The organism is Clostridium tetani (assembly GCF_900167265.1).
Taxonomy (GTDB): domain Bacteria; phylum Bacillota; class Clostridia; order Clostridiales; family Clostridiaceae; genus Clostridium_G; species Clostridium_G tetani.
The window spans coordinates 1-23807 of the sequence record NZ_FUWT01000003.1; the positions used below are offsets into that span (position 1 = coordinate 1).

A 23807-nucleotide genomic window follows, 5' to 3' on the forward strand; every position below is an offset into this window, starting at 1 on the left:
ACACTAGTCCCATATTTCAGAAATTGCTTAAAAAATATAATATAAAACAATCTATGTCTAGACGAGGTAACTGCTGGGATAATGCTCCACAGGAGTCATTCTTTGGACATCTTAAGGATGAAACAAATATTAAAAATTGTAATACATTTGCTGAACTCTTGGAAGAAATTGATGAATATATGGATTATTATAATAATTATAGAGGTCAATGGAATTTAAAAAAGATGACTCCTGTAAAATACAGAAATCATCTTCTTAGTACCGCCTAGTCTTTTTTTAAACTGTCCTTGACAAAGGGTACATTTTATTTAAAACTACGACACAGTTTTTTTATTAGTGGCATCCACTACAAGTAGAACATCCACCAGTATCAGGTTTTACAATAGGTTCTAAAGAAAATCCAGCTAAGCCATTTTCTTCAGCACATTCAATAACAAATCCGCCAAATTGACTAATAAGATTTTTGTCTATTAAAAAAGTTACATCATGAATTTTAACTATCTCATCATTTGGCTTTTCTTCATCTATAATAAGATTAAATACAGGACCACTACATCCCATACCTGCTAAGTGTATTCTAAGAACATTATTTTCAACACCGTTTTCTTTTAAAAAGTCTAAAAACTCTTCATAAGCTATATCGCTCATGGTAACTATGTTCATTAAAAGGCCTCCTTTAATTAGGTTATTTATGTTTATTATTGTAACAGATAAGCAAAAAATATTCCACAACTAAATTTTTACTTGTAGAATTTGACTTTACTAAGCTATAATATATAATTTAATTAGTATAAAATTATTTATAAGAAAAGGAGAAATATATGGATAAATCTATATGGGTTAGATCTCTAGTAAATAAACAATTTAGCCCTGAAGAATTCTTTAAACATGTAGTTTCTACTATAGGTAAAGAATTTAAACTTGAAACTTATGTAAGTATACATACAGAAGCATATAAATTTTTCATGGAAGAGTTTGAAATAATAATAAGTAAGAAACAAGTTAAAAGATTTCAAGAATCTGGGTTGTATTTGTTGGACAAGTATATATTAGATGAATTAGAAGATCAAGGACTTGAATTTAACATAAATAGAAGTAAATACGTAAGATGCTGCTATGGAATCTTTGATGATGATTATACTAAAGATAAGATAACTACAAGATTTAATCAAATATTTAATATACCCGTAAAAGAAGGAAGTCTTTTTTATCCTTGCTGCGGATTAGATACATATGAACCATTAGCACTATTTATGAATAGTATAAATGAGTTTCATTTTGCTCATGGAGAAAGTATAATACTACCTACATTAGAATGTGAAGTAAAGAAAGGAACTATGATCAGAAATAAGTCTTATAATAAGAAAAAGAATGAACTTTCTATAGATACAATTCCATTTGCCATACAGATGGAAAATAAGAAGAATTATGAAATATTAAAGGAATTAGAAGAAGAATATTTAGATTCTTTTGCATTTATTAAAATAGAAGATATAAGTACTAAAGAGATATGGAAAACTAAGTTTTCTAAAAATCCTAAAATAGAAATATATTCTCATAAATTTGAAGGATTTATTTCTTTATATGCAATAGAGAACATAGCTGTATTTTATTATAGAACATATCAAATAGGTGAGGATACATTAGATATGTCTCCATTTAATTGGTTATCTCCAATAGCTTTTAATGCTATATTAGATAAATTAGTGGATGGTGCTATTTTAATATTAGATGGTGAAGATCCAGAAATAGGGTATGAAGTTCCTTGGAGTGGTTTATGGAGAGAAAAATATTATAAAGATTTTATATATAGAGAAAAAAGGTTTTCTTATATAGGGGAATTTGGGGAAAGATACGATAAAATGAAAGTTTGGAAAGTGGATTTCATTAAAAATAAAGCTTGAAAAAAATATACAAGATGATATAATTAAGAATAATAAGAGTATAAAGAAATTCGTTGATAAGGAAGAGTAGTTAAAATTGATTATTTAAAGAGAGTTGAGGATGGTGGAAACTCAACAATATAGATTTTAATGAATGGGCCTTGTAGAAGTAAATCGAAATCTTTAATGTAAAGAGAGTAGTAATTATCGGAAACCTACCGTTAGAAAGGGAAGGATATGTTAGTATCCTGTAAAAGAGGTGCATTTTGCACAATTTAGGTGGTACCGCGAATAATACCTTCGTCCTAGTTTTTTAGGATGAAGGTTTTTTTATTTAATAATTTTAAGAAAGGGGGAGCAACTATGTTGTGAAAGCTAAACATTGAGAATATATATTGTAAATTTAAAAGAAAATGGAATTTAGAAAGGACGTTATGTCAAATGAAATTAAGAGATTTAGTATTAACTTCTGTATTTTTAGCTATTGGATTCATATTGCATCAGATTACTCCACCCTTATTTTTAGGAATGAAGCCAGATTTTTTATTAATAATGATGTTTATATCTATATATTTAGTAGATAATTATAAAACTGCAATGGTAATAGGTTTATGTTCAGGTGTTTTGACAGCAATGACTACTACTTTTCCAGGAGGGCAATTACCTAATTTCATAGATAAAATAGCAACTTGCCAAATTGTATATTTATTATTTAAAATATTAGATAATAAATTTAGAAATAATATAAATATAGTATTAGTATCTATAATAGGAACTTTTATAAGTGGAGCTATATTTTTGGGGTCAGCCTTTTATATAGTCGGACTTCCAGCTTCCTTTAAGACGTTAATATTATCAATTGTTTTACCAGCTACTTTATTTAATGCATGTATATCTTTCTTATTTTTTAAAGTTGTATTAACTGCCTTAACATATTCAAAATCTGCTTGATATATAACAAAAATAAGAATATGCTTAAAATAATTTTAGGCATATTCTTTAATTTTTAGTAGTCTATAGAGGATCTTATTACCTTTGAATTTTTTAAGTTATTACATATGGAAATGTTATTTTTAGAATTATCTTTGTCAAAGGTTATAATCAATAAATCATTTTCATCTAATTTTATATGTTCTTCTTCGTTTATAGAAACATAAGTACCTTCTTCTAGAGTATAAAAAGCTTCCACATGAGAAAGATTTTTATCTATAGAAAATTTAATATCTTTTTTTAAATATAATGCATCTATATTTCCAGTGTAATCCTTATTTAACATTAAGTTAAAATCTGTAACTTTTCCATAACTTTTAGTTGTCCAATCGCCGCTAAAGCTATCCACTTCAAAAGGTGATAAGTTCAAACTATGATGATTTTCATGAATAAGTTTTAAACTACCATTTAAAACCATTATATATCTCCAAATGTTAGGAAGATGAGAGAATGTAGATTCTTCATCAATTACTTTTGCAGAACTTAATCTCCATCCAAAGTTTAATTTTTTATACTCAGTATTTTTAGGATATATAAATAATTCAGTAGTAGTGCCTCCAGACCAAGCACTAGTTTTTTGGTCTTCTTTTTTTATTAATTCAATAGAATATGACAATTTCATCCCCACCTTATTAAAATATAATTACATATATAATTATATTTTAATTATTATAAAAGTTCAATTTTTATAATAATTAACTTAAATTATAAAATTCATAAAAATGAAAAGCTTATCAAAATTAAATTATTTTAATATTTCGTAAAAGGTATAAAAATTAAGTGTTTAGGTTATAATATGTAAGTCAAAGTAGAGAATAAAAAGGAGAAAAGTTGTGGAAATAAATAATTTTATTGTATCAAAAAAAAATTTAAATAGTAAATTTAAATATGGGTTGAAGTTTATACCGGAAAGGGTTTTAAATAAATATTCCGATTATATGTTAGTGATTCTAAGAAAAAATTTTAAAAATAAAGAGTTTTATAATATATGTTTTAAAAAGAGTACGGGTTTTAATAACTTTACTTTCCATGAAGAAAAGTTTAAAGGGTTTATAGATTTTTTAAACAATTTTTATAAGAGTTTATGGAAGGGAAAAAGAGAGGATGAATTTACTATAGATGATGAAAATAAAAAAATAGTATTAACTCTCTTAGATGAAAAACATATGAAAATTTCTTCTGTAAAAGGAGAAAATAGAGTATTTTTTTTGCTAAATAAAGAAGAATTTAAGGAATATATATTATCTTTAGATGCTATATATAGAGAAAGAAAAATACTTAATAGTTTAAAGAGTACAGATATAGATTTTATAAAAAAAGAAGAGAAAAAAGAATTGTATCTAGAAACTTTATACATTCTATTAAATAGTTCCATAGATAACAGAGATGAGGACAGGTTTAATACTATTTCCAAAGAGATAAATAGAATAAAAAAATAGCTCTAGGGTAAGACTATTATTAAGTATTAACTATATAATAGTTATAGGAGAGATTGCATATGGGAAGAGATAAAATTGACACTATTAATGAAAAAGAGAAAATTAAGTCTATTGTATCTCATAGTTTAGATAGTCTAAACTCTAAAACGGGATATAAAAACCAAGGTAATCCTGCTGAAGTACAAGGAAAAGCTAGAGCGATGAGAAAATAAAAATAAAAAGCAGTTCAAAGAAAATTTTTTTGAACTGCTTTTTAGTATATGAAGAATAAAATATAAATTATATCATAAATTATAAAAAAACATATTTTTTATAATTATTTTTTATGATAATATAAGTAGAAATAGATGATTAATACTATACCGAATTTGTAAAATAAAGACCAGCTAGTAAAAGTCAATAAGAAATTTTAATACGAGGTGGGGTAGTAATGAATAAAACTATAAAAAAATTAGATGCTTATATACTTTTGTTCCTATTAGACTTATTTTGTATTCTAAGTTTTTTATTTTTTAATATAGATAAAAACACTATAATAGATTTTATTATGCTTTCAGTTTTATTTTTAATTTTATTTATTTCTTATTTTAAAAGAACTGTTTGGAGTATAATATCTAGTGCTATATCTATATTTGGATTAGGCAGTTATACCTTATATAATAATTTGGTCTATGGTATAGAAGTGATAATAAATACTTATATGTGGATGCTTGCAATACCTATAACTGCTGTTCTACTTGCTAAAATAGGAGAATATATTAATATCTTAGAAGATACTAATATAAATCTTCAACAAGAGTGTGAGAACTTAGTAACCATTGATAAGACTACAGGACTGGGAAATATAAAAAGTTTTTATATGGATCTTGATAAAGAAATAAGTAAGTCTAAAAGATATGAAAAGCCATTATCATTGATGATGATAAAGTTAGAGTTTTATGATGAAATAAAAGCATTAATAGGAGAAATAAAAATGAAAGAACTATTAAAGGAAATAGGAAAAATAATAACATCCTTTACTAGAAAAGAAGATATAAGTTGTAAATTAGGACAAGATACTTTGGCTATATTAATGCCAGAAACAGATAAAAATGGAGCAGAAGTAGTTAAAGCCAGAATTAAAGAAACTTTAAAAGAAATAAATTTAAATAAAAACAAGGAAAATAATCATATTAACTTAGATATAAAAATAGGGATTTTACAGTATGATAAAACGGTAGAAAATGCTTTTGAATTTAAGAAAATAGCTGAAAAAGAGTTAGAGTACGATGTATAAGAGTTATAAATTAAGAAAAAATAATAAGAGTATACAAATAGTATCAATTATATTATCTATAATATTATTTCTAAGTATAATATTAGTTTCACTAAATAACAATGAAGTTAAAGCTAAAGAAGATAAAGAAAAAGTTATAATCGTATATGAATCTACTAATATTTTTGGATTTAATGATAATATTATAAATCATCTTAAAGAACTTATATCAGGTGCTTATAATAAAGATATAACTTTATTAGATGTGGACAAATATAGAGAAAGAGAATTAGAAAAATATGCTTATGCATTTGTAGTAGGCATAAATAAAGAAGTTAAAAATGATAAACTAATTTCTGATTTAAAAGGTTACAAAGGACAAATTATATGGTGTGGATTGGGAGTAAATAATCTACTAAAAAGTAGCAAAAATTATAATTTAGAATATGAAGGAATAACTAAAGACACAATAATTTCCATGCATTATTCACAAAATAAAAGAGATTTTGTACCAAAGTTAGAAAATGCTATAGTGGAAGATTATAACGGAATATATACAATATTATCTCCTAAAAGTGATGATGTGGAGATATTATCCTATATGGGAGATGGAGAAAAATATTATCCTCATATTTTAAGAGATAAAAATTTATTGGTTATATCTCAAATAGATGATAGTAACATATCTTTAGTAATCTTAGCTGATGTTTTAAATAATGTATTCCATATAAAAAGAGAAGACAAGGGAAAGATTTTTTTAAGAATAGAAGATTTACACCCTCTAAGAGATGTGAAAATTTTAAGGGAAATGGCAGAATACCTTTATAAAGAGAATATACCTTATATGGTGGCTCTAATTCCTGTTTTTATAGATACTAAAACAGGATATTTAAATACTATATCGGAAAATAAAGAACTAATAGATACATTAAAATATATGCAAGAACATGGAGGAAGTTTTATATTACATGGTTATACCCATCAAAACAGTATGAAAGAAACATCAGGTGAAGGATTTGAATTTTGGGATGGAGAAAAGGATATACCTTTAGATGTGGATATAGAAAAGTATGTATATGATAAAGTAGGAAATGGATTAAAAGAATGTATAAAAAATAGCATATATCCAATAGCCTTTGAAGCACCTCATTATGCTATGGATAGCAAAGGCTACAAAGAAATAAAAAAATACTTCTCTACCTATTCAGGTCAATATCAAAATAGTGATAAGAAGTTTACTAGTAGTATTTTTCCTTATGTTTTAAGAGAAACTGAGCATTTTAATAAACTAATACCTGAAAATCTAGGATATTTTGAACCAGATAATCCATTGAGTTTAGAGAAGATAAAGAGAAACTTCAATATAATATCTTTAGCTAAAGGATATACTGCGGGGGTATTTTATCACTCTTATCTATCTTTAAAAAATTTAAAGGAAATAGTAGAATTTTTTAAAGAGCAAGATGTAGAATTTATAGATTTAAAAAACGAAGATAACTGGGTTAAATGGGAAGACATAAGCATAGAGTCTAAAAATGGAGATATAAAAGTTAATTTTCCTAAAGATAAATATAAGATTAAAGTAGATAGCTCTAAAGAAAAAAATAAGTCTTTTATATCAAAAATAAATGTAGTTATTATAAGAATTGTAGCGATTTTTTGCATGATTTTTTTCATTTTATTTTTACAATCTAAGAAAAAAGATCAAAATAAGTTTTTAGGGAGATAGATATGAATTATAGTATTTTAGATTATTTATTTATATATTCTTTAGCATCTATATGGGTATTACTTTTAATGAATATAATATTATCTTTATCAGGTTATAGTTATTATAAATGCGCAGAGAAAATTAAACTTAGTAAAATGCCTAGTAATGATTATCCTTTTGTATCTATAATTGTCCCTGCTCATAATGAAGAGAAGGTTATAGAAAAGACAGTTAAATCTTTATTATTATTAGATTATCCCAAAAATAAAATGGAAATAATAGTTGTAAATGATAATTCACAGGATAATACAGCTACTCTTTTAGAAAATTTAAAAAGGGAATATGATATGGATAACTTAAAAATTATAAATACAGATAATATAACAGGTGGAAAAGGAAAATCCAATGCATTAAATATAGGGTTTAACCATTCGGTAGGAGAACTTATAGCTATTTATGATGCTGATAATACGCCCAATAAATTAGCATTAAAATACTTGGTACAAACTATAAAAAAGGATGAAAACTTAGGAGCGGTTATTGGTAAGTTTAGAACAAGAAATAAAGAAAGAAACTTACTAACTAAATTCATAAACATAGAAACTTTAAGTTTTCAATGGATGGCTCAAGCAGGAAGATGGCAACTATTTAATCTGTGCACTATTCCAGGGACAAATTTTATAATAAGAAGGGATATAATAAAGGAAATTGGAGGATGGGATATAAAGGCTATAGCTGAAGATACGGAAATAAGTTTTAGGATATATAAATTAGGATATAAAATAAAGTTTATGCCTTTAGCAGTAACCTGGGAACAGGAGCCAGAAAGTCTTAAAGTTTGGTTTAAACAAAGAACTAGATGGGTTAAAGGAAATATATATGTTTTATTAAAACATATGAAAAACATTGGGAACAAGGAAGATAAAAGCATTTTATTTGATATAGTTTATTTTTTTACAGTATATTTTTTATTTTTATCTTCTGTTATAATTTCGGATCTTATATTTATAACTAGTTTATTTAGTGATTTACAAATAAATGTATTAGGTAATTTTTTAGTTTTATGGATACTAGCTTATTTATTATTTATATTAGAAGTAGGTTTAACATTGACCTTAGAAAAGGGGGAAAGTAATTTTAAAAATATAGCTTTAATTCCTATTATGTACTTTACTTATTGTCAAATGTGGATGATAGTTTCTATTAAAGGGATGTTTCAATACTTTTTTGATAATTTATTTAAAAGAGAAGTAAAGTGGTATAAAACAGAAAGGTTTTAGATTTCTATTAAAGATTAGGAATCTAGATATATAGTTGGAGGTGATATATATGAAAAAACTTATTAGCTTTTTACTCACTGTGTTATTAATTAATAGTTTCGTGGGAAGTGTACAGGCTATAAATAATAACGAGATCAAATCTAAAAATTTAAAGCTCAACAAAGATATTAAGTCAAATGGAATATTAGGATCTAGCATGTTTTATTTTGATGTGGATTCCAAATGGCAACTTCAAAAAGTCGATTTTAATTTAATATATACACCGAGTCAGATATTAAATAAAGATATATCTACATTAACGGTTCTTGTAAATGGCAATCAAGTTTATTCATCAAATTTAGAAACTAAAAAAAGTTTTAGAGAAATCTTAAATATAAATATACCTTTAGAATATGTAAATGTTGGGTTTAATGAAATACAGATAAAAACTTATAAGAGAATAACAGATAAACCTTGTACAGACGACACAAATACTGCTAATTGGATATTATTTCATAAAGAATCTTTTGTAAACTTAAATTTTAAAGAAAAACAACAAGATATAGTTTTAAAAGACTTTCCATATCCATTTATGAAAGCTAGTGATTCTAATTTAACTAATAGTTCAATAGTAGTACCAGATAAATTTACTTCAGAAGAAGCAAGTGTAGCTATGAGAATATGTTCTGTTTTTGGAAATAGAAGAAAAGGTGAGAATATAGATACTAAAATTTTAAGATATTCAGATTTAAAAGATGAGAAAAATTATAATTTAATCTTTATTGCTTCATATAAAAGCTTACCTAAAGAGATTTTAAATTTATTAACAGATAATGAAAAAAATAGTGTAAAAGATTCTTCGATTGTAAAACTTACTAATTCTCCATATAATAAAGATAGAAAAATTGTAATTATAACATCTGAAAATAAGGAACTTATATCTAGGGGAGGGAACTTACTTAGCAATAAGGAGGTGTTATCACAAGTTAAGAATTCTTCTATAGTTTTAAAAGAAGATGTTTCGTTAAAAAATAATAAAAAGGAAAAAGAGAAGATAAGTTTTAAAGACTTAGGGTATGGAAATACTACATTATCTGGAGCTTTTAACCAAGAAACTTCATATACAATACCAATTCAAAGAGATAAATATATAAAAGAAGGAGCAAGTCTTGTGTTAAATGTAAGATATTCAAAAAACATAGACTTTGATAAAGCATTATTAACTGTTTATATAAATGATATACCTATAGGAAGTAAAAAATTAAGTGAAAAAACGGCAGATAATGATATATTTCAAATTTCTATACCTAAAGAGGTTAGAAATAGCAATTTTTATGAAGTAAAAATAGGATTTGATTTAAGATTAAAAGATACTTATTGCAATGTTAGAGAAGAAAATACACCTTGGGTATATATATCAAATGATTCCTATTTAAGGTTACCTAATGATAGGGAAAAAGAAATTATATTTGAAAAGTATCCTTTTCCTTTTATAGAAAATAAAAATAATAATTTAACTTTTGTAATTTCTGATAAAAGTTCTTCTAGAGAACTTACTTGGTTAGGTAATATTATGATATATATGGGTGCTTTTATAGAGGATAATAATACGGAGATAAGCATTGTAAGAGCTAGTGAACTATCTCAAAATGATAAAAACAAAAATTTAATTATACTTGGTTCTCCTAGTAAAAATACACTAATAAAAGAATTAAATAATCACATGCATATAAAATATAATAAGAGTTATAGTGGATTTGAAAGTAACGATAAAATAGATATTCTAGAGGAGTATGGAAATAGAACTGCATCTATACAATTAATAAATTCACCATATAATTCTAAAAGTAATCTAATGATAATCACAGCAGTAAATGAAAAAGATATAAATTTAGCAGAAAAGTATTTAAAAGATATTAATTTAATAGGTAGATTAAAAGGTAATGCAATTTTAATAGATAAAGATGGAGAAATAAAATATGACTATTATGGACAAGAGTATAAGAATTCATTTGAGAAAGAAGAAAAAGCTTATAGTTTAACAAAAGAAGGTAGAAATCTAATAATATTTCTCATATCTCTTTTAGCTATATTAATATTGATATCTGGATTATATTTAGGAAGGTATAAAAAGAACAAATAAAATTAAATATTATAATTTAATATAAAAATCATTATTAAGAGAGGAAGGGACTTATGGTTAAAAAGTATGCTAATATAAGTGTAGCACTTATATTAATATTTATATTATTATATATTCCCAAATGGCCTTCCTACATAAAAGAACAGATACCATTTAAGAGCATAGTAAGTAAATTTAATAGAGAGAAATTTTTAGAAGGAAAAATTAAATCTGCTAATCTGTCAATGGATTATAATATTGATATGGTGATGAAAGATGTAGATAGATTAAATTTAAATACTGTGAATGTACCTGTAATGGTTGAAATTAAATCTTTAACATCTACGGAGATGAGAATAAATGAAGAAAGTAAAAAGAAGGCACGAAAACTCATAAAAAAATTAAAGAAAAATAATATAATGGTTATTTTAGAAGCCTATCCTTGGATAAAAGACGGAGAACTTTATGAAACGGATTGGAAGCCAGATGATATTAATGAGTTTTTTTGGAAATGGAAAACAGAAATACTAAATGAACTAATAGAAGATATAGCAAATCCTTTAAAGGTAGAGGTTTTAAATGTAGCTTCTAATTTTGTAAATATGGAATATGCAGAAGGTTATTGGTGTGAAACTATTGATTATGTAAAAGAGAGATTTAACGGGTTAATAACTTATAGAACAAATTGGTGGTATACAGCTGATTGGGATTACAAAACTCAAGAATCATATAATAAAAAGCTGGACAATCAACTTTTTTCAAAGGTAGATTTTATAAGTATAGCAGCTTATTTTGAATTAACAGATAATGATACTAATGAAGTAAGAAATTTGGTCAAAGCATTAAACTCAACAGAAAGACATAATAGAAATCAGAATGTAAAAGAGGAATTAAAAACATTTCATAATAAATGGAGTAAGCCTATATTCTTTGGAGAGTTAGGATTTCCTAAAAGAAATAAAGCTTCTATAAAGCCTTGGTATGTAAATGTATCTAATATAGAAAATGGACAAGAGCAAGCTAATTGTTTCGAAGCGTATAGACAAGTTTTTGAAAAGGAAACTTGGCTACTAGGTTTTTCAGTATTTGCTATAGGGGAAAATGGGAAGGATAAGGTATATTATCCATCAAAAGAAACTATTAAGATAATTTCTAAATGGTATGAAAAAAAGAAATAATAGAAAAATTGCTATAAAACTGTACAGTTTTATAGCAATTTTTTTTGGTTATTAGGAAACCATCCTTTCTTAACTCTTTCCTTTTGCTGAAATAATTCTAGTATTGCCCATAAAAATACAAAGCCATTTATGCCCAATACTCCAGATAAAATATTGCTATCTACTTTTAAAGATGAGAATAAAGATAAAACAGCTATTATTAAGAATAGAGGCCATACTTTAGTTCCAAAATAATATTCTGATTTAATAACTATTACATGTCCTACTCCAGTTAATAATAAGAAAACAAATCCTATTATAATACCATAATAATTCATAAATATCTCCTTTTTATATAATATAAATTATATATATATTATAGCATTATTACAAAAAATAAAAAGCTGAATGCAAATTTACATTCAGCATATAATCAAAATATAATATGTGCTATTAGGGAAATTATGGGAAGAGTAATTAAAGTACGTTGAAGGAATATTATTATTAAATCTTTTAAAGAAACGGGTATTTTTGATCCTAATAGAAGTCCTCCAACTTCAGACATATATATTAATTGAGTAACAGATACACAAGCTATAATAAATCTAGTCATTTCATTAGCTATAGAAGCACCTATTACAGAAGGTAAAAACATATCAGCAAATCCTACTATAAGTGTTTGAGAAGCAGCTGCGGCTTCAGGTACATTTAAAAGATTTAATAAGGGTATAAAAGGCATTCCAAGCCATTTAAAAATAGGAGTAAATTCTGCTAAAATAAGAGCAAAAGTTCCCATGGCCATAACTATAGGAGTTACACCTAACCACATATCTAATATGTTTTCCATTCCATCTTTTAAAAAATTAGAAGCGCTAGTGTTTGTTTTTGCTTTATTAACAGCTTTTATCACACCCCATTTAACAGGAGTATATCCTTTAGGTACTAACTCAGAATTTTCTGATTTTGCATCACTATAGTAAGTATTTGGTTTTCTAGAAAGTGGTGGAATTCTAGGTATAATTATAGCGGCTACTATACCAGCTAAAGTTACTGTTAAATAAAAAGGAACAAATAAGTGAGAAAGGTTTACTTGAGATATAATTACCAAACTAAAGGTTATTGATACAGCTGAAAAAGTTGTCCCAATTACAGCAGCCTCTCTTTTATTATAGTACCCTTCTTCATATTGCTTACTAGTTAGTAAAATACCTATAGAGCCATCTCCAAGCCATGAAGCTATACAATCTATGGAAGATCTACCGGGCAATGTAAAAATAGGACGCATTACTTTATTTAAAAGCACACCAAAAAATTCTAATAGACCAAAATTTAATAATAACGGTAAAAGCATGCCTGCAAATAAAAATACAGAAAATAGGACAGGAAGAAGATCATACAATAAAAGTCCGCCTGTAGCTTCACTCCAAATCCAGCTTGGCCCTATTTTAAAATAGGTTGATACTACAAATATAAATCCAAATATTCGAGCAAAAAACCATAATGGAGAAACATTAAATAAAGAATTTAAAAACTTAGTATTTAAAATAAATTTAGGTTTTATAACTTTTGCAATTATAGTAAAAATACAAGTTATACTTATGAGTGCTACCATTATAGCTGGTAAAAAGCTTTTTAATAAATACTGTAAAGATTTAGACAATACAGCTATAGGTATGGTAATTTCATTATTATGTGATATAGGTATCATAAAAAGTAATATTCCTATTAAAGAAGGTACAAAAAATTGTAAAAATTCTTTTAAAGAATATTGAACTTTAACTTCATTTTCCATTTAAACAAACTCCTTTTAATTAATATTTATGCAACATCACACATTATAGTGCATAAATATTAATAAATCAATAGTTTTATAAAAAAATAATAAATAAAAAAATCACTCTTTACTAATAATATAATAGGATATTAAAAATAGGAGAATTATAAAATTTATAATGTGAAGTATTGACAGAAATAAAGATGTATATTACTATATTAGTTAATAATTACTATTAATTAACATAAAATATTGATTGGCAGGTGATTAGGTGAATAAAGAAGAAAAGATACTGGATTTAGTTATTATAGGCTCTGGACCAGCGGGATTAACGGCAGCTATATATGCATCTAGAATGAAATTAGATTTTATAGTATTAGAAAATGAGCTTGTTGGAGGTCAGATAAGATCTACCTATTCTATAGAGAATTATCCAGGTTTTAGAAGTATATCCGGTGAAGAATTAGTAAATAAGATATATGATCATGCAGTGGATTTAGGAGCAAAGATAGATGAATTTGACGAAATACAATATATAAAATTAACAGAGGAAGAAAAGCTAATAGAAACATATGAATATATATATAAACCTAAAGCAGTAATAATAGCAGCAGGTGCTAAATACAGACCGCTTCCTATTCCAGAAGAGAAAAAGTACCATGGTAATGGAATTCACCATTGTGAGTTGTGTGATGGAGAATTTTATCAGAATAAGAGTATAATGGTGGTAGGAGGAGGAAATTCAGCTTTAGAAGGAGCTATATTTTTATCAAGATATGCAAAGAATATAACTATGGTGCATCAACTTGATTATTTTCAAGGAGAGAAATCCCTTCAAGATGAGGTGTTTAATAATAGTAAGATAAAAATACTTTGGAATACAGATATTAAAAATGCTTTTGGTGAAAATAAATTAGAAGAGGTTTTAGTAGAAGATTTAAAGACAAAAGAACAATATAAAATAAATGTTGATGGGATATTTGTTTATATAGGTATGGTTCCTAATACAGATTTATATAAAGATTATATAAATTTAAATGAAAGAGGATATATAATAGCTGATGAAAGTACAAAAACAAATATAGAAGGAGTTTTTGCAGCAGGTGATGTAAGAGCAAAACAATTTAGACAATTAGTAACAGCTAATGCAGATGGAGCTGTAGCAGCATTATCTGCTGAAAAATATATATCTAAAAAGAGGAGGGAAAATAATGATTAAAGTATATTCAACACCAACTTGCCCTTATTGTAAGAAAGCAAAAGCTTATTTTGATTCAAAAAATGTAGAGTATAAAGATGTTAATGTAGCACAAGATGAAAAGGAAAAAGAAGAAATGATAGAAAAATCAGGGCAACAATCTGTACCTGTAATAGATATTAATGGTGAAATTATAGTTGGATTCAATAAAGTTGCCATTGATAAGGCACTAAAAGAAGAATAATAGAGAATTATGTAAAACAGCTTATCATTAAAAAGACCTGTAAAAACAGGTCTTTTTATATTAATAAAAATACATTTATTTTGTATAAAGGTCCAATTTTGGTATACTTATTTTATACACTGAAAAATAAAGAAATTACCAAAAAGGGGCGAGAGAAATTGAGTATAGAAGTAATAGCTATAAGATTATTGATTGCTATAACAATTGGGGGAGCTGTTGGATATGAAAGGAAATATAATAATAGACCAGCTGGATTTAGAACACATATATTAGTATGTGTAGGAGCAGCTGTTATATCTATGATACAGCTTAATTTAATGCATAATATATTAGAAATAGGAATAAAGAACCCCAATGCAGGAGCGGTTATAAAAACAGACTTAGGTAGATTAGGTGCTCAGGTAATTAGTGGAGTTGGTTTTTTGGGAGCGGGTACTATAATAAGAGAAAAAGGATCTGTAAAAGGATTGACTACTGCTGCAAGTTTATGGGTAGTAGCTTGTATTGGACTTGCAGTAGGATGGGGCTTTTATAGTTTAAGTATAATGGCAGCGGTATGTGTTGTTATAACCTTAGTCAGCCTTAAAAAATTTGAAAATAAATTTTTAGAAAAGAATAATTTATATAGAATGAGGATAGATTATAGTAATCAAAGTGCTTTAATAGGAGACGAGCTGCAAAAATATTTTCTAGAAAACAAGATTAAAGTAAAGAATATAGAATATTTAATAGAAGATGATGAGGAGTATGATGATGAATATGATGAAGAACATCATAAAGGAAGTAACCATGTATCAAGTGTTTATACAATACTTGTACCTAGAAGCATAAGAATAGTAGATTTATTGACCGAATTAGGCAATATAGAGGAACTAGATAAGGTGTTTTTAATATAACAATATAATAACTTGAAATATTATAATACAACTTATATTATAATATTAGGAGAAATAAATTATAATGTTTGTTATAAATGGAATATCTATCCATTAGGTTATATAACTGCATTATATAAGGAGGGTATTTTTATGAAAATAGTTGTATTAGAACCCCTAGGTGTAAGTGAAGAGAAAATAAAAAATATAGCATTAAAATTAATGGACAAAGATCATGAGTTAATACTACACAATGAAAAAAGTGAAGATATAGAAGTACTAAAGAAAAGAGTTGAAACGGCAGATGTATTAATTTTGGCCAATATGCCATTAAAAAAAGAAGTTATAGAAGCAGCTACAAATTTAAAAATGATTTCTGTTGCTTTTACAGGGATAGATCATATAAATATGGAAACTTGCAGAAAAAATAATATAATGGTTTGCAATTCAGCAGGTTACAGTACTTCATCTGTTGTAGAACTTACATTTGGATTGATTTTATCATTATTAAGAAATATAGTTCCATTAAATGATGAAGTTAGAAATGGAAATACAAAACAAGGATATTCTCAATATGATTTAGCTGGAAAAACCTTAGGGGTTATAGGAGCTGGAGATATAGGAACAGAAGTTATCAGAATAGGTAAAGCCTTTGGATGTAATGTTCTAGTATATAATAGAAGTGAAAAGCAACATATTAAAGAATTAGGAGCTACGCAAACTACCTTAGATGAAGTATTAAAAAATAGTGATATAGTTACTCTTCACATTCCGTCCAATAATGAAACAAAAGGACTTATAAATAGTGAAAAATTAGCAATGATGAAGAAAGATGCACTATTAATAAATACTGCTAGAGGTCCTGTTGTTGATAATAAAGCATTAGCTGAAGCTTTAAATAAAGGAGAATTAGGTGGAGCAGGAATAGATGTATTTGATATGGAACCACCTGTACCAGAGGAGTATGAATTATTAAAGACTAATAATTCAGTATTAACACCTCATATAGGATTTGCTACAAAAGAAGCAATGGAGAGAAGAGCGGAAATAGTATTTAGAAATATAGAAAAATGGATAGAAGGAAATCCAGAAAATATAGTAGAATAATCTAGTTTAAATAAAAAATATCGTAGAATGGTATCAAATTTCATTCTGCGATATTTTTTATTTTGCTTAGTTACATTTATGTTATAAAATTACACTATAAGTGTAATTAAGAAGATGTTTTTTTGAATAGAGAAGAGTTTATAAAAAAGATAGATGAAAAGTTAAAACTTATAAGAAATGAAAAAGGTTTCACTCAAGATAAAATGAATTATGTGAATAAGGAGAAAAAAATGATTACAGATATATTTAGAAGAATAATACTTGGTAAAAAAGATAAATTTATGTTTAAAGGCTATAGTCAAAGTATGGTAGATTTTAGAGAAATAGATGAGAATACAGGCATATATATACATATACCCTTTTGTAAAAGTATATGTCCATATTGTCCGTATAACAAAGTGCTTTATGAAAAAGAAAAAGCTAAAGATTATAAAAATTCCTTAATGAAAGAAATTAAAATGTATAAAAAATATCTAAAAAATAAAAATATCACATCTCTATATATAGGGGGAGGTACTCCCACACTTTTAGTTGATGAACTAAATGAGGTAATTAATTATATAAAAGATGAATTTGAATTTAATGGGAATATAGGTATAGAAATCTATCCAACAGAAGTTTCAGAAGAGCTTTTAACAAAATTGAAATCCTTAGGAGTAAATCTTTTAAGTTTAGGTGTACAAACTTTTAATGATGATAAGTTAAAATTTTTGGGAAGAAAATATACAGTTAAAGATATAGAAAATGCTTTAGAAAAAATAGAGAAATTTAACTTTAAATGTGTAGATATAGATATTATGACTAATTTACCTGGACAAACTATAGAAGATATAGAACAGGATTTAAGAAAGGTTTATTCTTATAATATTCATCAACTTTCTATATATCCGCTAATAGTATTTCCTATGACACCTATGGATAAAATTATAAGAGAAAAGAAGTTAAAGAGATTTAGTGAATTAGGGGAGAGAAAAATACTTAATATAATTGATAAAGTATCAAAAGAGTGTGGTTATGAGAGAAGTTCTATATGGACCTATGGAAAATCAGAGGATAATAGATATACATCTGTCACAAGAGAAAGTTTCATAGGTATAGGAGCAGGAGCTAGTTCGCTTTTTTCAAATTATTTTTACTTAAATACATTTAATGTTGAAGAATATATAAAAGTTTTAAATGAAAACAAACTGCCTATAAATATAGTAAACACTATGAGTAATAGAGAAAAGATGATATTCTGGATATTTTGGAGATGCTATGATGGAATTATAGATAAGAATAGATTTTATAAACTATTTAACAAAGATATAAAAAAAGAATTTAGATTACTTTTTAATTTTTTAAAAATATTTAGTATGTCAAAAGAAGAAGTAGATAAAATCTATCTAACGGAACTAGGAAGATTTGCATATCATTATGTGGAAAAACAGTATTCCATATATTATCTAAATCATTTATGGGAAAGCTCTATGAAGAAAGCTTGGATAGATGAAATAAGTTTATAGATTAAGGAGGATCATATGAAAAAAAGAGATTTTTTAAAATTAGCTCTATTTGGTATGAAAACAATTATGTTTAAAGAGAAAAAGCCTATATTAGGTACAATAATTTTGACAGATTATTGTAATTTGAGTTGTAAACATTGTGCTGTAAATAATATAAATAAAATTATGCACCCTTATGAAAGTATAGTAAAAGAAATGAAAGCTTTTTATAATGACGGCATAAGAATATTATTTTTTTGTGGAGGGGAAACTCTGCTTTGGGAGGATAATGGTAAGAATATAAGGGATTTAATTAAAGCAGCAAGAAATATAGGATTTTATATAGTAAATATTGTTACAAATGGTACAATAGATTTGAATATAGAAGAAGCAGATGTCATATTCTTAAGCATTGATGGAGATAAAGAAGCACATAATTTAATAAGGGGAGATACATTTGATACTATATTGGATAATGCTAAAAAAGCTAGTAATTCAAATATATGTATATACATGGCAATAAATAAGCTTAATTATAAAACTGTTCCCAAGGTGGCAAAATTGGCAAAGGATCATCCCAATATAAATTCTATTTCTTTTAATTTTCATACTCCCTATAAAGGAACAGAACTTCTTTCTTTAAGTTATAAAGAAAAAGAAGAAACTGTAAAAGTAATAAAGGATATGATGAAAAAGGACATGCCAATTTTTAATTTAGAATGTGGACTTGATACATACCTTAAAAATAAATGGAAAAGACCTTGTTACCAATGTGTAGTTTCTGAAAACAATAAACGATATATTTGTGGAAGATGTGTTGAAGTAGAGGGTTTATGCCATGAATGTGGATATCTTTTTGCCGTAGAGTTTTCTATGTTATTTAGTGGAAATATAAAAGCTATTTATCAAATGTTAAAAATCTATTTAAAATATGTATAATTAAATGGAGGAAAAGTAGTATTGAACAAACTAGTAATATATTTAATCGGAATATTTTTTATAATAGGAGGTATAGATTATTTACTGGGAAATAAATTTAAACTAGGTGAAAAATTTCAAGAGGGAATAAAATCTATGGGAACTTTAGCATTAAGCATGGTGGGGATATAATCTATCAAAGACTTTGGCATTAGATAACAGTATGGGAGTATTTTCAGGAATTGTATTAGCATCTAATATAGGAGCTACTTTTAGCTTTTCAATTCCATTAGCTTTGGGAATAATAGATAAAGATGATTTTAAATTTTTCTTTAAAGGATTAATAATAGGAATAATGGCAACACCCTTTGGATGCATTGCAGGAGGATTATTATGTGATGTAGACAAAGGATACATGTTGTACAATATGATACCTATCATTTTATTTTCTTTTTTACTATCTATAGGTCTTATAAAAATTCCTGATAAACTCATTAATATTTTTAATATTATTGGAAAGCTTATTTTGATTTTAAGTAGTATAGGTTTATTAGCTCAAGGAAGCTATATGATTTTCAATATGAAAATATTTAAAAATATGATACCTTTTTCTGAAGCAATAGAAGTGGTAGGAAAAATAGCTTTCATATTAGGAGGGGCATATCCAATGCTCTTAGTTGTAAACAAATTTTTTTATAAAACTTTACAAAGAATAGGCAATAAAATTGGAATAAATATAGCTTCAGCTACAGGTGTGTTGGGAAACCTAGCTAACAATATATTAGTATTTAAATCTTTTAAAGAAATGGACTATAGAGGAAAAATAATAAATTCATCTTTAGCTGTAAGTGCCCCCTTTATGCTTGGAGGACAACTTGCTTTTGTCTCAGGAATGGAACCTAGTATGACTTCAGCATTTATAGTGTCTAAATTAATAGGAGGTATATTATCTATTTTTATGAGTTTATATATTTTGGGATTGGAGGAATATAGATGTAAATAATACTAAAATTATTTTTCTATTAAAAGCTATGATATAATTAAAATTAAATTAATTATTTTTAGAAAGGGAGTTTATTAATATGAATATATTAATAGCAGAAGATGAACAGGATATAAGAGAACTTTTAGGATTACATCTAATAAAGGAAGATTATAATGTTTATGAAGCATGTAATGGTATAGAAGCATTAGATGTTTTTAATAAAAATGATATAGATTTAGCAATATTAGATATAATGATGCCAGGTTTAGATGGATTTAAAGTTTTAAAAAAAATTAGAGAAAAAAGTAATATACCAGTAATATTTATAACAGCTAGAGGAGAAGATGAAAATAAAATATTAGGGCTGGGGTTAGGAGCAGATGATTATATAGTAAAGCCGTTTAGTCCTATGGAAGTAGTAGCAAGAGTAAAAGCTCTTTTTAGAAGGGTTGGAACCTATTCTCAAAATAGCAGTAAAGATATTAATAAAATTGAAAATGGAGAGTTATCATTAAACAAAGACTCCTGCACTTTTTACAAAAATGGAAATCCAATTGAATTAAATGCAAAGGAATATAAAATAATGGAGTTTCTAATGGAGAATAAAGGCAGAGTACATACAAAAAAACAAATATACGAAAAGGTATGGGGCTATGAATACTATGGCGATGCTAATACAATAATGGTACATATAAGTCATATAAGAGATAAAATAGAAGATAATCCAAAAGAGCCTATATATTTAAAAACTATTAGAGGAATAGGATATAAATTAGAAAAGGTAGAATAATATGAAAACTAGAATGAAAAATAAGAAAAAAATATCAAATTTACTCCTAAGAAACTATATTATATCTAATATAATGATGTTTATAACATTAATTATATTTTTTATAATTACAATAATTATGTGGATTACTTTGTTCCTACCAATAAATAATCTACTTAGTGAAGAAAAATCAAAATTATTAGCGGAAAACATAATGGCAGATGACTATAAAAAAATAGATGCCTCAGAAGTTTTAAAGGTGGAAGGATGGGTTGAGGTAGTTGATAGCAACTTTAAAGTAGTTAAGGTGAAAGGTGAACAAAAAAATAAAAGGAACTTTTACACAAAGAAAGAATTTTATAAACTAGTTAAAGAAAATAATGATGGTTTATTTGAGAATAAAAACTACATAATAAACATAGATTATAATGAAAATAAAGACTTTTTTCTAGTGGTCTATCTACCTAACGATAATTATTTTATTACAACTATAAAAGACCAAAAGATAAAGCCTAGAACTTTTTTTAGAATTGCAATACTAGGGTATATTATAATATTTGCACTTATTATGATAATGTATGCAAAATTTACATCTAAGAATTTAACTATGCCTTTAAAAGAGCTTATGAAGGGAGTAAAAAAAATCATAAAGGGCGATTACTCTACTAGAATATATTTAAAATCTCAAAATGAGTTTGGAGATTTAAGAGATGCCTTTAATTTAATGGTAGAAAAAATAGAAGAGGAAAGAAAATTAAAGGAAAAATCAGAGGATAATAGAAAAAGATTAATGCTAGACATTTCTCATGATCTAAAAAATCCATTAGCAAGCATTAGAGGATATTCAAATTATCTAATAGAAAATAAAGAAATATCTAATAAGGAAAAAGAGAAATATCTAAAAATAATAGAAAATAATAGTATAAGAGTAAATGATCTTATAACGGATTTATTTGAACTATCTAAGTTTGAAAGCATAGATTTTTCTATAGATTTTGAGAAGATGGATATATGTGAATTGATTAGAGAAATAATAGCTAATCATATACCACAAATGGAGGACAAAGATATGGTTTATAGCTTTTATTTACCAGAGAATGAAGTGTTTATAATGGGAAATGAGAAAAATTTATATAGGGCTATATCCAATCTTTTAGAAAATAGCATAAAATACAATGAAAAAGGTACTAAAATCCAAGTATCCTTAGAAGAGTATGAAGATAGTGTGGGAATAGAAGTAGTAGATAATGGAATAGGAATTCCTAAAAAATTAAAACAAGATATTTTTAACCCATTCATAAGAGTAGACACTTCTAGAAATTCTAAACAAGGCGGAACAGGCTTAGGGTTAGCAATAACTAAGGCTATAGTGGAAAAGCATAAAGGGGAAATAAAGCTTATAAGTGACATCGATAAAGGAGCAAGATTTAAAATAAAACTTTATAAGATAGTGAACAATGAATAGTAAAATAAAAAAACTGCATTGCAGTTTTTTTATTTTATCTCTTTATAATTTATTATTTTTAAAGTATTATTTTCAAAATCCAAGATAAAATTCATCTTTACTTCTTGAGTAACTTTATCATAGGCATTTTGAATTGTAGTAGTTACAGAAATGCTTTCATCTTCCTTTATTTTAGATGAAATATTTTTGATATTTGTAATTTTTATATCAGCATAATTTTTCTTGAAGTTCTCATAAGTTAGCTTAGATTGTAATTCACTACCTAAAAGAGTATATGCTTCTAAATAGTTTTGGGCATTTATACCATCATAAAAATATCTAATTAAATATTCAGAAGTATATTTTTTTTCTTTTATGTCATCTATGCTTGCTTTAGGACTAGTATCTTTGGTAACATCCACAGCAGGATTTTGAGACCAAGTTTCAACATACTCTATAACTTGATTTATTGGGATGCTAAAACCTATACTAGAATCGCCAGCTTTAGCAGAATTTACTCCAATTATATCACCAGTATGTTTGTCCAATAAAGGCCCTCCACTACTTCCATTGTCAATAGGAGCTGTTATTTGATACATGTTTTTATATTCATATTGTCCTATAGTAAAATTTCTATCTATAGCACTTATAATTCCTGTAGTAATAGTGTTTTCTAATCCAAAAGGACTTCCTATGGCTATAATTTCATTACCTATTTTAGGTTTATAATTTTTATTAATTTTTAAAGGTGATTTCTTATTTAAAGCAGGTACCCTAATTAATGCAATATCTAAAGAGGGGGACTTACCAATAACTGTTCCTTTATATAAGGTAGAGTCTATTAATCTAACATTTACATCTATAGCATCACCTACTACATGTGCATTAGTGATAACATCTCCTTTATCATTATATAAAAATCCAGAACCTTGACTAAGACCTTTTTCTGTATCCGCATATACAAGCATTACTAACTTTTGGCTTTCATTTATGATTTTGCTTAATCCCTTATCTCTATTCTGAATGGATTTTAGATCTTCTATGGAGCCTAATTGAGAGTTAGTGGATAGAGTAGAGTGTTTCATGGTACTGTGTATAACATATGATCCGGTTATACCAAAACTTATAAAAACAATAGATAAAATAGATGATAGTATGAATTTAAAATTGTATTTCTTCATAAATTAGACACT

23 protein-coding genes, 1 pseudogene and 1 other annotated feature are annotated in these 23807 nt (G+C 26.1%); of the genes and pseudogenes, 19 read left to right on the top strand and 5 right to left on the bottom strand.

The window, feature by feature from the left end; all coding sequences use genetic code 11:
• On the top strand, positions 1–269 hold a 269-nt coding region (locus B5D21_RS02235), incomplete at its 5' end, for an IS3 family transposase (RefSeq protein WP_143323994.1).
• A gap of 64 nt (positions 270–333) precedes the next feature.
• Here B5D21_RS02235 and B5D21_RS02240 read toward each other — a convergent pair.
• Positions 334–663 carry a HesB-like protein gene (locus B5D21_RS02240; RefSeq protein WP_023437674.1) on the bottom strand — a complete coding sequence of 110 codons (330 nt, stop codon included), beginning with the start codon at positions 661–663 and terminating at the stop codon, positions 334–336.
• Positions 664–821: 158 nt separating this feature from the next.
• Between B5D21_RS02240 and B5D21_RS02245 the strand changes: the two genes are divergently transcribed.
• A complete protein-coding gene (locus tag B5D21_RS02245) occupies positions 822–1904 on the top strand; it encodes a hypothetical protein (RefSeq protein WP_011099092.1) in 1083 nt (360 codons plus the stop codon).
• Between the two features lie 44 nt (positions 1905–1948).
• Positions 1949–2194 (top strand) — a binding site (T-box leader).
• A 130-nt stretch (positions 2195–2324) separates the two neighbouring features.
• Complete coding sequence (locus tag B5D21_RS02250; RefSeq protein ID WP_011099093.1) at positions 2325–2834, top strand: tryptophan transporter; 510 nt, start codon at positions 2325–2327, stop codon at positions 2832–2834.
• A gap of 55 nt (positions 2835–2889) precedes the next feature.
• On the opposite strand, the gene B5D21_RS02255 is transcribed toward B5D21_RS02250, so the two are convergent.
• Positions 2890–3489, bottom strand: a complete 600-nt coding sequence (locus tag B5D21_RS02255; protein WP_046655960.1) for a HutD/Ves family protein — start codon at positions 3487–3489, stop codon at positions 2890–2892.
• A 217-nt stretch (positions 3490–3706) separates the two neighbouring features.
• Here B5D21_RS02255 and B5D21_RS02260 point away from each other — a divergent pair, with 217 nt between their 5' ends.
• The 7 genes from B5D21_RS02260 (at position 3707) to B5D21_RS02285 (ending at position 11837) form a co-directional block, all read left to right on the top strand.
• Positions 3707–4312 carry a hypothetical protein gene (locus tag B5D21_RS02260; RefSeq protein ID WP_011099095.1) on the top strand — a complete coding sequence of 202 codons (606 nt, stop codon included), beginning with the start codon at positions 3707–3709 and terminating at the stop codon, positions 4310–4312.
• Positions 4313–4371: 59 nt separating this feature from the next.
• Positions 4372–4524, top strand: a complete 153-nt coding sequence (locus tag B5D21_RS14015) for a hypothetical protein (protein ID WP_155274201.1) — start codon at positions 4372–4374, stop codon at positions 4522–4524.
• Between the two features lie 218 nt (positions 4525–4742).
• On the top strand, positions 4743–5588 hold the full coding sequence (locus tag B5D21_RS02265; RefSeq protein ID WP_011099096.1) for a GGDEF domain-containing protein: 846 nt from the start codon (positions 4743–4745) through the stop codon (positions 5586–5588).
• Positions 5581–7296, top strand: a complete 1716-nt coding sequence (locus tag B5D21_RS02270; protein ID WP_011099097.1) for a DUF2334 domain-containing protein — start codon at positions 5581–5583, stop codon at positions 7294–7296. Before B5D21_RS02265 ends, B5D21_RS02270 begins: the two co-directional genes overlap by 8 nt.
• A 2-nt stretch (positions 7297–7298) precedes the next feature.
• Positions 7299–8558 carry a glycosyltransferase family 2 protein gene (locus B5D21_RS02275; RefSeq protein WP_035110235.1) on the top strand — a complete coding sequence of 420 codons (1260 nt, stop codon included), beginning with the start codon at positions 7299–7301 and terminating at the stop codon, positions 8556–8558.
• Positions 8559–8607: 49 nt separating this feature from the next.
• Positions 8608–10680: a cellulose biosynthesis cyclic di-GMP-binding regulatory protein BcsB gene (locus B5D21_RS02280; protein WP_035127520.1), complete on the top strand. Its 2073-nt coding sequence runs from the start codon at positions 8608–8610 to the stop codon at positions 10678–10680.
• A 53-nt stretch (positions 10681–10733) separates the two neighbouring features.
• Complete coding sequence (locus B5D21_RS02285; protein WP_011099100.1) at positions 10734–11837, top strand: glycoside hydrolase family 113; 1104 nt, start codon at positions 10734–10736, stop codon at positions 11835–11837.
• A 29-nt stretch (positions 11838–11866) separates the two neighbouring features.
• Here the strand turns inward: B5D21_RS02285 and B5D21_RS02290 are convergent, their stop codons facing one another.
• Both B5D21_RS02290 and B5D21_RS02295 read right to left on the bottom strand, forming a co-directional pair.
• Positions 11867–12154: a DUF4491 family protein gene (locus B5D21_RS02290; protein WP_035110232.1), complete on the bottom strand. Its 288-nt coding sequence runs from the start codon at positions 12152–12154 to the stop codon at positions 11867–11869.
• Positions 12155–12249: 95 nt separating this feature from the next.
• Positions 12250–13608, bottom strand: a complete 1359-nt coding sequence (locus B5D21_RS02295; RefSeq protein WP_011099101.1) for a YjiH family protein — start codon at positions 13606–13608, stop codon at positions 12250–12252.
• Positions 13609–13861: 253 nt separating this feature from the next.
• On the opposite strand from B5D21_RS02295, the gene trxB reads away from it, so the two are divergent.
• The 9 genes and pseudogenes from trxB to B5D21_RS02340 all read left to right on the top strand — a co-directional run bounded on the left by trxB (position 13862) and on the right by B5D21_RS02340 (position 22635).
• Entirely contained in the window at positions 13862–14809 is a 948-nt protein-coding gene (gene trxB, locus B5D21_RS02300) for a thioredoxin-disulfide reductase (RefSeq protein ID WP_011099102.1), read from the top strand.
• Positions 14802–15032, top strand: coding sequence for a glutaredoxin domain-containing protein (locus B5D21_RS02305; protein ID WP_035110231.1), 231 nt, complete (start codon positions 14802–14804; stop codon positions 15030–15032). The genes trxB and B5D21_RS02305 overlap by 8 nt, the downstream gene beginning before the upstream one ends.
• A 158-nt stretch (positions 15033–15190) precedes the next feature.
• Complete coding sequence (locus B5D21_RS02310) at positions 15191–15928, top strand: MgtC/SapB family protein (protein WP_035110230.1); 738 nt, start codon at positions 15191–15193, stop codon at positions 15926–15928.
• 132 nt (positions 15929–16060) lie between these two features.
• Positions 16061–17014, top strand: a complete 954-nt coding sequence (locus tag B5D21_RS02315) for a 2-hydroxyacid dehydrogenase (RefSeq protein ID WP_035110228.1) — start codon at positions 16061–16063, stop codon at positions 17012–17014.
• Positions 17015–17136: 122 nt separating this feature from the next.
• Positions 17137–18519, top strand: a complete 1383-nt coding sequence (locus B5D21_RS02320) for a coproporphyrinogen-III oxidase family protein (protein ID WP_011099105.1) — start codon at positions 17137–17139, stop codon at positions 18517–18519.
• 15 nt (positions 18520–18534) lie between these two features.
• Positions 18535–19437: a radical SAM protein gene (locus B5D21_RS02325; RefSeq protein ID WP_011099106.1), complete on the top strand. Its 903-nt coding sequence runs from the start codon at positions 18535–18537 to the stop codon at positions 19435–19437.
• 21 nt (positions 19438–19458) lie between these two features.
• Positions 19459–20419: pseudogene (gene eutH / locus B5D21_RS02330) on the top strand (ethanolamine utilization protein EutH).
• Positions 20420–20498: 79 nt separating this feature from the next.
• Positions 20499–21191, top strand: coding sequence for a response regulator transcription factor (locus tag B5D21_RS02335; RefSeq protein WP_011099108.1), 693 nt, complete (start codon positions 20499–20501; stop codon positions 21189–21191).
• A 1-nt stretch (position 21192) separates the two neighbouring features.
• Entirely contained in the window at positions 21193–22635 is a 1443-nt protein-coding gene (locus B5D21_RS02340) for a HAMP domain-containing sensor histidine kinase (RefSeq protein ID WP_011099109.1), read from the top strand.
• Between the two features lie 29 nt (positions 22636–22664).
• On the opposite strand, the gene B5D21_RS02345 is transcribed toward B5D21_RS02340, so the two are convergent.
• Entirely contained in the window at positions 22665–23795 is a 1131-nt protein-coding gene (locus B5D21_RS02345; RefSeq protein WP_011099110.1) for a S1C family serine protease, read from the bottom strand.
• Positions 23796–23807 lie beyond the last annotated feature (12 nt).